Below are 14354 nucleotides of genomic sequence, written 5' to 3'. Positions count from 1 at the left end.
CAATCTGCCGGTGTTAATGCCGGCAGCATTTTGTTGTAATGGCTGACATGAATACACCAACAGACATCAACCCAAATGACACGCGTGGCGAAGCCTTACTGAATTTACACATTCACGATCGCTTTGTTTCCGAACTTCCTGCTGATCCTGACCTCGACAACCATCGTCGACAGGTTTTAGGTGCCTGCTATAGTTTTGTTAAGCCGACGCCTGTTACAGCCCCCTATTTAATTGCTTATTCTCCCGAAGTCGCAGCAGACATTGGTCTCAGTCCTCATGATTGTGAATCACTGGAATTTACCAACGTCTTTGTCGGTAATGCATTAATCGACGGCATGCAGCCCCACGCCATGTGTTATGGCGGTCATCAGTTTGGTAACTGGGCAGGTCAACTTGGCGATGGACGCGCCATTAACCTTGGGGAAGTTGAAGATCGCCATGGCGAGTTGCAAATGCTACAGCTCAAAGGTGCCGGAGAAACACCCTATTCACGAAGTGCTGATGGCCTTGCCGTTTTACGCTCTTCGGTTCGTGAGTTTTTATGCAGCGAAGCAATGTTTCATCTTGGTGTTCCGACCACCCGAGCATTAAGTTTGGTGGGGACGGGTGAAGATGTGATTCGTGACATGTTTTATGATGGCCGCCCAAAAGCCGAACCCGGCGCCGTGGTGTGCCGTGTAGCCCCCTCATTTTTGCGAATTGGTAACTACGAATTATTTGCCTCGCGTGGTGAACTCGATAATTTAAGACACCTCATTAACTACACGATTCGTCATCATTTTGCCCACTTGGGTGAGCCATCAACCGAAACCTACCTGAAATGGTTTAAAGAAATCAGTGAACGCACCGCCAAACTTGTCGTTCACTGGATGCGAGTTGGCTTTGTGCATGGCGTACTCAACACTGATAACACCTCCATCCTCGGCTTAACGATTGATTACGGACCCTATGGTTGGATTGATAATTACGATCCCGACTGGACCCCAAATACCACCGATGCCGGAGGCAAACGCTATCGTTTTGGCCATCAAGCGCAAATTGCCCAGTGGAATTTATTGCAGCTTGGTAATGCGCTTTATCCGCTTATTGAAGATGCCGAACCACTTCGCCAAGTACTCAATGATTTTGTCGATTTTTATAACCAACATTGGCAACAAATGCGTGCTGATAAGCTGGGGTTAAAGCAATTTATTGAAGAAACAGATCAACCGCTGAATCAAGAACTGCAAAAGATCTTGATGTTGACTGAAACCGATATGACCATTTTTTATCGTCGTCTGGCTGATGTACCTTGCGAGCCTGATACCGCCATAAACGATACGGAATTATTGTCGATTTTCGATGAAGCTTTTTATGCACCAGAGAGCCTCAGTAAAGCTGACAAAGACGACATTGTTGCTTGGCTAAAACACTACCAAACACGCGTCCAGCAAGATGGTACTAAAGACAAAGATCGCAAAGCCGCCATGAATCAGGTTAATCCTAAATTCATATTGCGTAATTACTTAGCGCAACAAGCGATTGATAAAGCAGAAGCGGGCGACTTTAGTGAAGTCATAAAGTTACTTGAAATCATGCGACACCCTTACGACGAACAACCCGAATACGATGAGTATGCTGGCAAACGTCCGGACTGGGCGAGACAAAAGCCTGGCTGCTCAATGTTGTCTTGTAGTTCCTAACAGGAGTTTAGAATGAAAAAACGTTTGAGTTTGTTGGCATTAGGTCTAACTTCACTCATTGGAGCAGTTCAAGCCGCCCCACTCGATACAGCAGAAATTTCTGTAACGACCGTTGCCGAAGGTTTAGGTACGCCATGGGGTATGGCGTTTATTAGTGACAATCAATTTTTGGTCACCAGTAAAGCTGGCAGCTTAAACCGCGTTAATTTAAACGATGGAAAAAAAACAGCTATTAAAGGCTTGCCAGAAGATATTTTCACCAGTGGTCAGGCTGGCTTCTTAGATGTCGCAACCGCTCCCGACTTTGCTGAAAGCGGCTGGATTTATTTTACCTACAGTAAAAATGTCGATGGTCAAGGTGCGACCACATTAGCGAAAGCCAAACTTGATGGTGACAGCTTAACTGAATGGACAGACGTGTTTGTCACAGACTCTCGTACAGATACAGGCCGCCATTTTGGTAGCCGCATCGTATTTGATAATGATGGTCATGTATTTTTTGGAGTTGGCGATCGCGGTGTACGTGAAGGTGCTCAAGATCTATCACGTCACAATGGCAAAGTTTTACGTCTAAATTTGGATGGTACTGTTCCTGAAGATAACCCATTTGTGAAACGTAAAAATGCCCATCCAGAGATCTGGAGTTATGGTCATCGAAACCCGCAAGGTATGTTTTACGACCGTGACACAGATACGTTATGGGAAATCGAACATGGCCCACGTGGTGGTGATGAATTAAACCTCATTAAGGCGGGTAAAAACTACGGCTGGCCAGAAGTCTCTTTGGGCAAAGAATACTGGGGCCCAGTATCTATTGGTGAAAAGCAACTGTCAGGCATGGAAGATGCCGTCAAAGTTTATGTCCCATCGATTGCCCCCAGTGGCTTAGTGCAATACAAAGGAGACGCGTTTCCAGACCTACAAGGTGACTTACTAACAGGTGCTATGGTGTTACAGCATCTGAACCATATTGAAATGGATGGAAATACACCCGTCGCTGAGCACCGTTATTTTGAAGATAACGAAGAACGAATTCGTAATGTGATTGAAGGGCCAAACGGCTTTATTTATATCGCAACAGATAATGGTGACATCAAACAAATCGCACCAGCAAAATAAGCCAGTAATTTAGGTGGGCAAATTGTTGCCCACCTTTCTTCTGTTAAGGTTTGCAACACTAGTCCGCAAAATCCAACGTTAGCAAAAGTCTAGGCGTGTCTGACTCTGCAGGTGGTGAGCGATGAATAACCCCTGCGTTTTCGGCTTTAGGCCAACCATCCCCTTTTAATAACAACACATCACCCGCAACCGCTGAATTAATATCCTTAACAGACTGATAAATACCCGAGTGCTCATCAGGTAAACCTTGTGCACCGGCACCCAGTTTTGTGCGGTCTACATAACTATTTTCCAACCACTGGGTACCATTACCCAGATAGGTTGTGACCAGCCGACAAATTAATCGGTCAGTATGAAATCTTGGACACATCGTCTTATCAATTTTCTCTAAACGTACACCAATCCGGTTGAGCATAAACAAATCGGCAAACATGCTGATAAGTTGTTGGAAGTCGTTTATTAACGCACTCTCTTTATCAAGATTTAATAAGTCAACCAATGTGTTTGTCGCGTCATCAATATCAACCACTTGCCTTATCGATAGTGCCGTTCGGCTCATCAGCGTATGCAGATCTGAGTGCCAATCTTCAGTCACACCCCGTTGCCAACACACTAAATTAATGTCTGATCGATAAATATCGGCCAAAACGCCTGGCGTTTTACCGAACAAACTGCCAGCGCTCATCGGCGCTGCTGATTTTAGTAACGCCGACATTAATCTGACTCACGCCAAGCCGGAAAAGGATCTGGCAAGGTTTGCCATACGTCCTTACCAGCCAATAACAACTCATCATCTAGCAGGCATTCATCTAATGCTGAAGTTACAGCCGCCTCATCCAACCCTTGCCCAATAAACACTAATTCCTGGCGCATATCCCCGAAAGGTTCTACCCAATTTTCCATAATAACTTCACGCGAGGCCTCATCATCTGGCCAGCGCGTTTCAGGTACGGCTTTCCAAAACATGCCTGCAAAACTATAACGCGCAATACCACCCGCCTGACTCCAGCTACCTGCAAACTGAGGTCTGCTGGCTAGCCAGAAATAACCTTTCGAGCGAATAAGCTTGCCGGTCTGCCAGTCCTGATGCAGAAAGTCGTAAAACTTTTTCGGGTGAAAAGGTCGACGTGCCACATAACTAAAGCTACTGATGCCATATTCTTCGGTCTCGGGTATATGCTCACCGCGTAACTCTTTTAACCAACCGGGCGCCTGCTCTGCTTTTTCAAAGTTAAATTTTCCTGTGCCTAGAACCTTATCTAACGGCACATTACCCTGCTCAATCGCGATGATTTCAGCATCGGTATTGAGGCTTTTTAAGATAGCCGTTAATTCCTGCAAATCTGCTGTCGAACACAGATCGGTTTTACTCACCAAAATGACATCACAGAACTCAACTTGCTCAACCAACAGATCTGCAATACTGCGTTCATCAACTTCACCAAGACTTTCTCCTGTTTCCTGCAAAGGTTTTGCCAGACGGAAATCTTGTAAAAAGTTCACCGCATCAACCACCGTTACCATGGTGTCTAGACTTGCGACATCCGATAAGCTCACACCACCTTCATCTGCAAAAGTAAATGTTTCAGCCACCGGTAATGGCTCTGAAATACCAGTAGATTCAATGACCAGATAATCAAAACGTCCAGCATCGGCTAACGCCCTCACCTCTACCAATAAATCCTCGCGTAATGTGCAGCAGATACAACCATTACTCATTTCTACAAGTTTTTCTTCTGAGCGATTGAGTTGAACATCTTGATTCACTTGGCGGGCATCAATATTGATTTCGCTCATGTCATTGACGATAACAGCGACTTTACGATTTTCACGATTATTCAAAATATGATTCAGTACCGTCGTTTTGCCAGCGCCTAAAAATCCAGACAAAACTGTCACCGGTAAACGTGCGCTTGGATTAATCTTCATATGAGCCCTCTCGTTGTTCATTTATCGTTTTAATTTCTGTGCAGTACTCTGCCGTCGGCCGAATTAACAATCGGGCAATACCGATAGGCTCGCCACTTTCTAAGCAGTAGCCGTATTCATGAGATCGAATACGTTGTCTTGCCGCATCAATTTTTCGGATGAGATGCTGCTTACGATCAGCAATTCGCAGCACCAACATCGCTTCCTCTTCAAGTGTTGCCCTATCACTCACATCACTGACTTGATTGCCATGGCCAATTTCTTGTTTGATGTTTTCGATTTCTCGCAGGGTTTGTTCGCGAAGCTTGCGAAGCCGCAAATCAAAAAAAGTTAATTGCTCAGCATTCATGTAATCCGCTTCGGATGCCTGCAAAATGGTTTCTTCATCCATTTGGTACATCACTTTTATTCATCATTACCTGCCTTATAATTTGGTGCGTGTCTTTTTCAACCTCAACACTAGATATGATACAACATATCATTATTAATTAAATAGTCATATAAAAATCCAATAATGAATTGGAATGCCTTTTCATATACGCCATACTATTTTTAAAAACTCAGACAAAGGACTGCACATTCCCATGAAATGGTTAGCCATCTCTTTTTTCGCCCTTCTCAGTTCTGCATGCGTCACACCAGGTGGTGAGCGTGTTACCAATTTCGCAGATAGATCAGCAATTTATGGCTGGCTTGATATCAGCGATGTAGATGCCAATGAGTTACATAACGTCACTATTTATCAATATCTACCCAAAACTGATCTACCCTATTTCAATGTTAAAGTTGTCGAATTCCAAGGCGGCTTTCTTTATTACTCTTTCGCATTTCCAAATGGTTCGTTTGGGTTAAGTAGTGCGACCGGCAGAAAATGTATCGGTCTGTGTGGCAACACCATTTACAACTATGACTTTGGTAAACAAGGTGATGATATTGGTCGTGTCCGTGCAACCGAACCTGGTGTGTATAACCTAGGTGCTTATAAACTAGTCGAAGTCGACACGGGCTTATTCGAACAAGACCAATTTGATATTTATCCTGTTGAGAATGGTCCATCTGAATACGACATGCTGAAAGCGATGTTGCCAGATGCTGCTGATAAACCAGAGATTGAAGCCCGCCTTCGCGCCGCGATTCGCGCCCATGAAATTTAAAATTTTATGTGTGCTTGTAACCGCGCTATTTATTGCCGGTTGTGGCATGCCAAAAATGGTTCAACACACCACAAAAGGCCAAGTATCATCACCAAATAAAGTTGTGGTCATTGGACGCTTTGTTTTAACACCATCGGTTTTAACTGACATTGAGCAACAAACACATTGGAACGTGGTTGGTGATGAGCGAATTATTAATACCGTTTTTATGGCAACGGGGCCTAACAACCAACCGGCTAGCGCCCAATTAGGTGGATCAGATTGGCAACAAACGATTGAAGTCCAGTGGGGCCAGCCATTTATGGTAGAGCTTGATAAGCGCACTACATGGTTAAATGGCGGCTTCATGTTCTTAGATGCGCTAAAGCAAGAACGTTTATGGTTTCCGGGAGGTTTTTACTTCGATGTCCCGAAAGATGCGGGGGTGATTTATATCGGTACCTTGCACTATATTCGTAACGAATTTAATACCGTAAAACACATTGAAGTTATTAATGAACTCACTGAAACTATAGCTGCCCTAAACGTTAGTGCAGATGACGTTACAGTATCTTTAATGCAATTTCCTGAAGCGGAAAAGCTTGATGTTATTGCAAGCCTATATTGATTTGCTTAGTAGCGAATAGAGACAACAAAGTATTGCTTACGACCATCGGCAATATGAATCACGACTTCATCATCGACGGTTTTTGCTAACAAGGCTCTCGCTAAAGGTGAATCAACACTGATATTGCCTTTTTCATGATCAATTTCATCTGGCCCGACAATACGATACTCAACTTCATCGCCACTCTCTGTTTCCAGGGTCACGTAAGCGGCAAAGAAAATCTTATCGGGATTATCTGGGATATCGTGAACAACTTTTAAATCCGGAATGCGCTTTTGCAAATAACGAATACGCCGGTCAAGTTCTCGCAACTCTTTTTTGCGATAAATATATTCAGCGTTTTCGCTGCGATCGCCCTCAGCCGCAGCCGCCGCTAAGGCTTGAACAACCTCTCTACGGCGTTGCCAGCGCTGGCTGAGTTCCTGATTCATCAGGAACATGCCATTTGGTGTGATATATGGCGAGCTAGCCATTAGACGTTACGAAGAGTTTCTTCCAGTTTGGCTTCATTGATCTGCGCTTGCAGGCGTGTCGCCACAATACGCATATCTTTTTCTGCATTTTCCAAACAGCTCGTACCACCTGGTGACGGCGTCATATTAAAAATAATGCCGGTACCTGGATTGATTTTGGCCTCACCCAGCATCAGCTTGGCATTAGCTTTATCAATCAATTGCGGTCTGACACCACCATAGCCTTTAGCAAATTGGATATCTTTCAATTCCAATGATGGCACGATTTTGCGAGCATCTTTCAAAAACAACCAACGTCGTAGTAAAGGCACTTCAAACAGGAAGTTTTTCAAGATGTAGTTACGGATATCTTTAACCCGGAATAGATCCCAAAATACGCGTAAGACACGGCTATCAAGCCTCAATACCCGTAAAAACTCAAAGAAGGTGCTGCTGTTATAACGCTCAAGTAGCGGTAACAATAAAGCTGTAGGCCCAAAACGGGTTTTACCTTCAACCAGTACATCCGGATCGCCGTGAACAGCAGCAAACGGCAGTTTATCGTTTTGAACGGTATACACCTTGCCGTTAAGTTTTTGCGGTGTGAAATAAAAGCTACCGGCAACAGGTAAGCATGAAAACTCTAAGCCATAGCCCATTTGTTGAGCCAACAACAAGCTGTGGCCACCAGCTGAGACAACGACGCTACGCGCCTTAATAACATTATCTTTGCTGATTAAGGTAAAGACGCCATCTTGCTCAACGATGTCTTCGATCTGATTATTGAGCACCACATTCAGGCTTTTATCTGTGTGTTTTTTTGCTTCACGAACAAATGCTTGTGATAACTGCTGGTAATCCACCGCGCTGTAATCATCTAAAACCGCTAAGGCAACACAAGGTTCTGGACGCATAGTGCCATTTGCCATCACCACATTAGGTTCGACGGCACCGATGTCGGCTTTTTCCAGTAACTTCATTTCTGGAAAAACTTCGCGGAAACTTTGGTAACGCTGACGCAACAATCGACACTCTGTCTCACCGACACCTAAAACCATTTTTGGATATTTAAAAATGATTTTGTCGGCTTCTGGCAAACGCTTAGCAAAATTCACCAGCATTTGTGCCGCGGCTTTTACTTTACTGGCTTTTTCCAGTGTGTAATTAGTTTCAATATCACCACAATGAATCGTTTGACTATTGTTGCGACTATGCGAATTTACTTTCGCAACAGAGTCGTACTTCTCGACCAAAACAATATCATTGATATCGGTATACTCGGCCAACATATAAAGTAATGCTGTGCCACAAACACCACCACCGACAATGGCGACTTGATGAATCTTATCTGTCATAGGAATTCCAGCTGAAGTCAGCCGGAAATTTTACCAAATTGACGCTGTTTGCGTTAAAAAATCAACGACATCAGTATTAGCTTTTGCCACCATCCCGGTTACCGCCAAAGCGTGGAATGTGCGACAAGATCTGCTGCAAGTCCTGCTGGCCTTTTTCTTCGACAGGTTTAAAGTCAGGGTTTTGTTGTAACTCTCTAACCTCTTCCATCAATTTATTAAGCGAAGCGTTATCCGGTAATGGCAGATCAGCTGCGGCATTCAAGTCATCATTTTGCTCTGATGTTGCCGGTTGTAAACGTTGTAAATCCCCGACTTCAGACATCAAATCACTGAGCGCATCCTGCTCAGGTAATGGCGGCTGCAACTCAGTATCAAATTCAGCAATTTGAGATTCAGTTTCTAAACGTTCTTGCTCTGCTTGTGCGGCTTCTGCAGCCAGTGCTGCAGCAAAATCATCAATATCATTTGATGTAGTTTTGTTTTCAACGTCATCAACTTTGACTTGTTCTTCAAGCACTGAATCAGACTCAAACGTATCAACTTCATCAACCTCTGATGCTGAGGCCATTAAGGCATCCATGTCTAATTCATTCTCTTCAGAAGACTGTGATGCTGCTTCGGCGGCATCTGCCTCTCCTTCTTCCATAATAACGTCTAATAAAACATCATCTTCAGCAAAATCATCTTCTATTGAAGCAAACTCCGAAGACAAATCTAACGTTTCAACATCTGATTCATTCGCAGTCAGCTCTTCATGCGCTTCAGGCAGTTCAAACTCGGCAGATAAGTCCAGTTCTTCAATTTCATTTTCGGACTCAACTGTTGATAGCTCAACATCACTAGACGTAAAGTCCTCGCCTGCTTGCAGCTTTGAAGATAAATCCCACTCTTGATTCACCTCAACATCAGGCTCATCTATTTCATTGGCAATATCTTCCTCTGATACGCCTGTGTCAGAGTCCTCAACCAAAATGTCATTATCTTGGGCAATCGAACTAAACCCTGCCATTTCAATAATATTGCTTTTGGGAATTTCATTTAGCGGCTCAATATCCGTTGCTTCGCTTTGATTAACGTCAACGCTAACTTCTGGCTCTTCAACAACCATCGGTTTAGCCGCTTTTAACGCTTCCGTTTTTTCGCGTAGTCGACGACGCAATCTTGCTAATTCATCCAACTGTTCAATTGCTTGATCTTCTGTTGAATTTGTTGATGGTTCTGCTACTTCCGGCTCGACTACTTCATTAACTTCCGACTGCTGCGCCATCAAACGACTTAGTTTGTCGGCTTCAGTTTCAGCCTCATTTCTAACTACTTCAGCGTCTTCAGAAATGTTTTGGTTATCGGCCAAAGAAACCGTAAATTCGTCATCAACTCTCGTTTCATCAGAGTCATCAACAGGTGAAGACTCTAGCCGCGACTGAATATATTTTTCTACCCCCGTTGGACCGCCGTGTTTTGACTCCTCAGCAATAAGCTCTTCATCATCAAAGATCGCCGCTTTGGCTTCGGCTTCGGCTTCGGCTTCGGCTTCGGCTTCGGCTTCGGCTTCGGCTTCGGCTTCGGCTTCGGCTTCGGCTTCGGCTTCGGCAGCAGTGTCTGATCCACTTACACCAAGATCAAACTCATTAAAATCGACCCACTCTTCAGCAACATTCTGTGCGGATTGAACTTCAGGCTCTTCGTTTAAGCTTTCATCTAATAGGTTTGTCTCAGTAACCGCGGCTAATTCATCTAGTTCTTCGATTTCTTCAAGCGGTTCTGAAATCGATGCATGAAGTCCATAAACAGGTGGCGTAGTTGCCTGCCAACTACTATTCATAAACTGCTTCAGGCTGGCCTTTGGTTTGGTTTCTGTAATTTCAGGTTCAGCTTCTACCACCATTTCTGGCTCAAGCTCTGGGACATACTTACCATAAACATCAGGCGTTTCAGGCTGCCAGTTGGAATTCGCAAAATTACTCAAGCTACTTTGTTTACTCTTACTAACAGGCTCATCAGTCTCCTGAAGTTCATCAGTCATAACTTCATCAGAGAATTCGCTAATATCAACACTATCTTCGACGTTATCGCTCAATTCATCTTGAAAAGCTTCGACATCAGTTACCTCAGAAGGCGCAGCGTCTTCAGACATATCAACGTTAATATCTTCAACTGTCGGCGCTTCGTTGCTGATGCCATCACTATTGCGAGTAGCATCTGCAAGCTCAATTTCAAACCCATCAAGCAATTGATTTACATCATCAGCATAGAGTTGCTCTGCTTCCTGAGTCTCCATTAATGTTTCATCATCAAATACTGATGATTCTTCAATGTTTTCGGGCTCTGCTTCACTAGTTGAAACTGACGCAATAACAACATCATCAGAAAAAACCGTTTCCTCTACAACTTCCACTTCATCGTCTGTTTCTTGAGTTTCTTCATTAAACTCATCGACAGGAACTTCAGCGGCTAATGCCTGTTCTTCAAGTGCCTGTTGCAAACGACTTACTGTCGCTGTCAGTTCAGCATTTTCTGCGGCTAGTGTTTGTAATTGTTGGCGCTGCTCTTCATTCTCACGTTGTGGTGACATTAGTGCGAGACCAGCGTTTAGCAGTGACTCCATTTGGTCAGGCATTGCACTTAACGTTTTACCGTTTTGGGTAACGTAGAGGCTAAGCAGGTTTTTATTTAGCTCACGCTCACGCTGTTGTAAGGCCTCAACCTCACTTTCTAACGACTCACCATTCAAGCCATATTGCGTCTGCAAAATGACAGCAAGTTGCTGGCGTCTCCCCTCACGCTTTTGTTTAATAAGTTTTACCGCTTTGGCTGAATCCTCACGGATCTGTTTATTTTTGCGGACTAAACGGATTAATGTCCACGCAAACAACAAGGCAAATATGCCTGCCAGCTCAAAGGCTAACCATTCAAAAACCGGATCTGTTAACGACATTTACAACATCTCCTCGGGGGTAGGTGGTCGCTGATAACGACGCCACCACAAAATACCGGCCAATAGCAGTAATAACATTACGCCATTGCCTATCATTAAAATTACATTTGGTGATAACCATTCAGTAGCCGATTTTTCAGACGGTAAGTCACTCTCAGGGGTCTCTTCTATAACGTCAGGAATGGCAATATTTGCAACATCTGAGTCAATCGAAACCAGTTGCTGTGAATCTTTTATCGTCAGTGTTTGTGGCTGTAAAAACACATCACGACCAGCTGGCGTTAAACCTCGAACTTGCAGTGATAACTGGTAATCAACACTTGGTTGTAACTCTGCCAGTGTCAGCTGCCAATGGTTGGTATCTTGACGCATGACATTAAATGAAAACTCACTATTATCTGCCGCAGTTAACAGTGCCGTCATTTCTAAACTATCTAAATCAAGTAATTCACTATCTGCCGTGACACTTAAACGGTGGCTACGATTTGCTTCAGTAAGTTGCGTAACTTCAATATTTAAAGGTACAGCTACGACATTTATTGATTGTCGACGTTGGCGCTCAAAAGTCGCACTTTTGGCGGTGATCACAATATCGTTACGACCAGAGGAAAATAACTGACCCAATTCAACACGATAGGTAGCATCTTCAGCGGTTCGTGCTAATTCACTCGTTAAAGTCTCGCCATCAGGATCTAGCTGCTGGAGCTCAGTCTCAACTAAAGCTAAGAAGTTTTCTTTGCTAATTGGCTCACCATTTTCGGTCAGCATTGCCGTCATATCAAAACGCTCACCAACCAATACATTATTCGGTAGCTCATTGGTTTCCAACTGAAGATCAGTCACTACCATCACGCGATTATCAGGATCTAAACGTGCATCAATAAACCAGTCACCAGCCATCGGCTTCTCAATGGTAATCAAGTCATAATGCTTTTCATGCTGCCAGCGTAATTGGTCACTACGCTGTGCTTCGGAGAGCACTTGTTGATCGGGTTGTATTAACGTTGCCGCTGCAGAATCTGGTTCTCTGAAAACCAGCACTGTCATTTCTTCAACACTGGTATCAATGCTGAAATAATTATCTTTAATGGGAACGTTATCGCGTTGCGTTGCTTGTTCAAACAAATGCAGAAACACACGCTCAAGCTGATCGGCTGTATCTACTTGGCGATACCAACCGTTGGTTGCGAGAGATAATTGTTCTAGCAATGCATGATCGGCAGTTGATGATAAGGCGATGGTATGCACCTTAAAACCAAGTTTTTGTAGTTTGGGTAATAACTGATCAATGATGCGCTGGCGTGATTGTTTACTGGCTTGTTCACCAGCTTTTAGATCAACTAAACCATCAGATAATAAAATTATACTACGCGCGCGATCACTATTTTCTGGCGCCGTCGAAATGGCATCTTTCAACGCCTGCTCGATATTAGTGAATAAGCCACGCGAGTGAATTTTGGCCGACTGACTATTTGCATTATCACGCCATTTATTATCGACACTTTGCCATGGCACGAGCATGTTTACCTGAGAGGCAAACGTCCAGACACCCGATGCACTATCGGGCGGCAATAAACCGCTAAGCAAGCGTAAACCTGGCGCCCGAAGGTTTTGTGGATCGTTTTGTTTCATGCTGCCTGAAACATCAATCACCACACGAACGTCGGGTGTTGTAGCATTTACCGACAACGGTAAAAGCACTGCTAACAGGCTAAAAATGATGCAAATTTGCCGCATAGTCATTTTCCATTTGCAGAAGTCTGGCTCAGAATCTGAGCCAATTTTCTGACATGTCTTTAAGTTGGAACTATGTCTATGCAGATTTTGTGCCGATTATCAGCACATTACTTACTAAATTTAAAGTAAATCCAATCCGTGTTGTAAATCGGCTTTGATATCTGCCACAGTCTCAAGTCCAACAGACAAACGCAGTAAACCATCGCTAATACCCGCTTCAGCTTTTGCCTCTGGACTTAAACGGCCATGGGTTGTTGTCGCAGGATGGGTAATCGTCGTTTTACTGTCGCCGAGATTTGCCGTGATAGAAATCCACTGTGTTGAATTCACTACTTTCCAAGCAGCTTCACGGCCACCCGCAATTTCAAATGCAATGATGCCACCAAAGGCAGACTGTTGTTTCGCTGCCAAAGCATGTTGTGGATGGCTTGCTAAACCTGCGTAAAACACTTTGTTAACTTTTGGATGCTGCTCTAGCCAAGTAGCCAATTCTAATGCCGACGATGAATGCGCTTTCATCCGAAGCTCTAGTGTTTCTAGACCTTTCAAAAATGTCCATGCATTGAAAGCGCTCATGGTCGGTCCAGCAGTACGCAAGAAACCATATACTTCCTCACCAACACGTTGCGCATCACCGACCACCGCACCACCAATACAACGGCCTTGACCGTCGATGTATTTCGTCGCCGAGTGAATAACGATATCAGCGCCTAGGCTCAGTGGTTGCTGCAAAGCTGGCGTACAAAAACAATTATCAACAATCAGGAGACAGTCATGTTTTTTCGCCAAGGCAGACAATGCCACTAAATCAGCAATTTCGTTGAGCGGGTTTGACGGCGTTTCTAAAAACAACGCTTTGGTATTCGGCTTAATTGCCTTTTCCCAAGCGGCCAAATCGGTCAATGCAACATAATCTGTTTGTAAGCCAAACTTGCCCAAATACTTATCAAACAACACTCGGGTAGTACCGAAGATGCTGCGAGAAGACACCACATGGTCGCCTGACTCGAGCAAAGCCATAAACGTCGACAAAATTGCTGACATGCCAGAAGCTGTGGCAACACAAGCCTCACCACCTTCCAGTGCGGCTAAACGTTGTTCAAACGTACGCACCGTAGGGTTCGTGAATCGAGAATAGATGTTGCCTTTTTCATCACCACCAAAACGAGCAGCAGCCTGTTCTGCGCTATCAAACACAAAGCTAGAAGTTGGGAAAATTGGCTCAGATTGCTCACCTTCAGGCGTGCGCAAATGACCTGCACGAACGGCCCGAGTAGCAAATCCTTTATCAGAAAAGTTATTGGTCATGGTGTCTTTGAATATTAGGGAATAGCGAAGATTTTAACGGATGCAATGGGTCAGTGACCAGCAAACATCCAAATGT

General features: G+C 44.2%; 12 protein-coding genes. 4 read left to right on the top strand and 8 right to left on the bottom strand.

Annotation, left to right across the window (positions count from 1 at the left end; genetic code table 11):
• Positions 1–47: 47 nt before the first annotated feature.
• Together OMP94_RS01330 and OMP94_RS01325 are read left to right on the top strand one after the other, a co-directional pair.
• Positions 48–1682, top strand: coding sequence for a protein adenylyltransferase SelO (locus OMP94_RS01330; protein WP_416240444.1), 1635 nt, complete (start codon positions 48–50; stop codon positions 1680–1682).
• Positions 1683–1694: 12 nt separating this feature from the next.
• Positions 1695–2801, top strand: coding sequence for a PQQ-dependent sugar dehydrogenase (locus tag OMP94_RS01325; RefSeq protein ID WP_266275141.1), 1107 nt, complete (start codon positions 1695–1697; stop codon positions 2799–2801).
• A 58-nt stretch (positions 2802–2859) separates the two neighbouring features.
• Here the strand turns inward: OMP94_RS01325 and OMP94_RS01320 are convergent, their stop codons facing one another.
• The 3 genes from OMP94_RS01320 to OMP94_RS01310 are packed head-to-tail and all read right to left on the bottom strand — an operon-like array spanning position 2860 to position 5121.
• The gene (locus OMP94_RS01320) at positions 2860–3516 is read right to left on the bottom strand and encodes a DUF1826 domain-containing protein (RefSeq protein WP_266275139.1); all 657 of its coding nucleotides are present in this window, start codon (positions 3514–3516) and stop codon (positions 2860–2862) included.
• Complete coding sequence (gene zigA, locus OMP94_RS01315; RefSeq protein WP_266275137.1) at positions 3516–4730, bottom strand: zinc metallochaperone GTPase ZigA; 1215 nt, start codon at positions 4728–4730, stop codon at positions 3516–3518. Before zigA ends, OMP94_RS01320 begins: the two co-directional genes overlap by 1 nt.
• Positions 4720–5121 carry a TraR/DksA family transcriptional regulator gene (locus OMP94_RS01310; protein WP_266275135.1) on the bottom strand — a complete coding sequence of 134 codons (402 nt, stop codon included), beginning with the start codon at positions 5119–5121 and terminating at the stop codon, positions 4720–4722. The genes zigA and OMP94_RS01310 overlap by 11 nt, the downstream gene beginning before the upstream one ends.
• A 193-nt stretch (positions 5122–5314) precedes the next feature.
• On the opposite strand from OMP94_RS01310, the gene OMP94_RS01305 reads away from it, so the two are divergent.
• Together OMP94_RS01305 and OMP94_RS01300 are read left to right on the top strand one after the other, a co-directional pair.
• Positions 5315–5884: a hypothetical protein gene (locus OMP94_RS01305; RefSeq protein ID WP_266275133.1), complete on the top strand. Its 570-nt coding sequence runs from the start codon at positions 5315–5317 to the stop codon at positions 5882–5884.
• Positions 5874–6491 carry a hypothetical protein gene (locus tag OMP94_RS01300; RefSeq protein ID WP_266275131.1) on the top strand — a complete coding sequence of 206 codons (618 nt, stop codon included), beginning with the start codon at positions 5874–5876 and terminating at the stop codon, positions 6489–6491. The genes OMP94_RS01305 and OMP94_RS01300 overlap by 11 nt, the downstream gene beginning before the upstream one ends.
• 5 nt (positions 6492–6496) lie before the next feature.
• Here the strand turns inward: OMP94_RS01300 and greB are convergent, their stop codons facing one another.
• From greB to OMP94_RS01275, 5 genes are all read right to left on the bottom strand, one after another.
• Positions 6497–6964, bottom strand: coding sequence for a transcription elongation factor GreB (greB, locus tag OMP94_RS01295; protein WP_266275129.1), 468 nt, complete (start codon positions 6962–6964; stop codon positions 6497–6499).
• Positions 6964–8298, bottom strand: a complete 1335-nt coding sequence (locus OMP94_RS01290) for an FAD-dependent oxidoreductase (protein ID WP_266275127.1) — start codon at positions 8296–8298, stop codon at positions 6964–6966. Before OMP94_RS01290 ends, greB begins: the two co-directional genes overlap by 1 nt.
• A gap of 76 nt (positions 8299–8374) precedes the next feature.
• Positions 8375–11233, bottom strand: coding sequence for a hypothetical protein (locus tag OMP94_RS01285; protein WP_266275125.1), 2859 nt, complete (start codon positions 11231–11233; stop codon positions 8375–8377).
• Entirely contained in the window at positions 11234–12970 is a 1737-nt protein-coding gene (locus OMP94_RS01280; RefSeq protein ID WP_266275123.1) for a vWA domain-containing protein, read from the bottom strand. It lies immediately after the preceding gene.
• 120 nt (positions 12971–13090) lie between these two features.
• Entirely contained in the window at positions 13091–14278 is a 1188-nt protein-coding gene (locus OMP94_RS01275) for an O-succinylhomoserine sulfhydrylase (protein WP_266275121.1), read from the bottom strand.
• Between the last annotated feature and the right edge of the window lie 76 nt (positions 14279–14354).

This window comes from Methylophaga sp. OBS3 (genome assembly GCF_026319325.1).
Lineage (GTDB): Bacteria > Pseudomonadota > Gammaproteobacteria > Nitrosococcales > Methylophagaceae > Methylophaga.
The sequence above is the reverse complement of the archived record's forward strand: the minus strand, read 5'-3'. Positions and strand labels throughout refer to the sequence as shown.

What these genes read in the sequence shown, in the direction of transcription:
- OMP94_RS01330 (WP_416240444.1), top strand. Translation starts at nt 48, where the DNA reads ATGAATACACCAACAGACATCAACCCAAATGACACGCGTGGCGAAGCC.
- OMP94_RS01325 (WP_266275141.1), top strand. Translation starts at nt 1,695, where the DNA reads ATGAAAAAACGTTTGAGTTTGTTGGCATTAGGTCTAACTTCACTCATT.
- OMP94_RS01320 (WP_266275139.1), bottom strand. Translation starts at nt 3,516, where the DNA reads ATGTCGGCGTTACTAAAATCAGCAGCGCCGATGAGCGCTGGCAGTTTG.
- zigA (WP_266275137.1), bottom strand. Translation starts at nt 4,730, where the DNA reads ATGAAGATTAATCCAAGCGCACGTTTACCGGTGACAGTTTTGTCTGGA.
- OMP94_RS01310 (WP_266275135.1), bottom strand. Translation starts at nt 5,121, where the DNA reads ATGGATGAAGAAACCATTTTGCAGGCATCCGAAGCGGATTACATGAAT.
- OMP94_RS01305 (WP_266275133.1), top strand. Translation starts at nt 5,315, where the DNA reads ATGAAATGGTTAGCCATCTCTTTTTTCGCCCTTCTCAGTTCTGCATGC.
- OMP94_RS01300 (WP_266275131.1), top strand. Translation starts at nt 5,874, where the DNA reads ATGAAATTTAAAATTTTATGTGTGCTTGTAACCGCGCTATTTATTGCC.
- greB (WP_266275129.1), bottom strand. Translation starts at nt 6,964, where the DNA reads ATGGCTAGCTCGCCATATATCACACCAAATGGCATGTTCCTGATGAAT.
- OMP94_RS01290 (WP_266275127.1), bottom strand. Translation starts at nt 8,298, where the DNA reads ATGACAGATAAGATTCATCAAGTCGCCATTGTCGGTGGTGGTGTTTGT.
- OMP94_RS01285 (WP_266275125.1), bottom strand. Translation starts at nt 11,233, where the DNA reads ATGTCGTTAACAGATCCGGTTTTTGAATGGTTAGCCTTTGAGCTGGCA.
- OMP94_RS01280 (WP_266275123.1), bottom strand. Translation starts at nt 12,970, where the DNA reads ATGCGGCAAATTTGCATCATTTTTAGCCTGTTAGCAGTGCTTTTACCG.
- OMP94_RS01275 (WP_266275121.1), bottom strand. Translation starts at nt 14,278, where the DNA reads ATGACCAATAACTTTTCTGATAAAGGATTTGCTACTCGGGCCGTTCGT.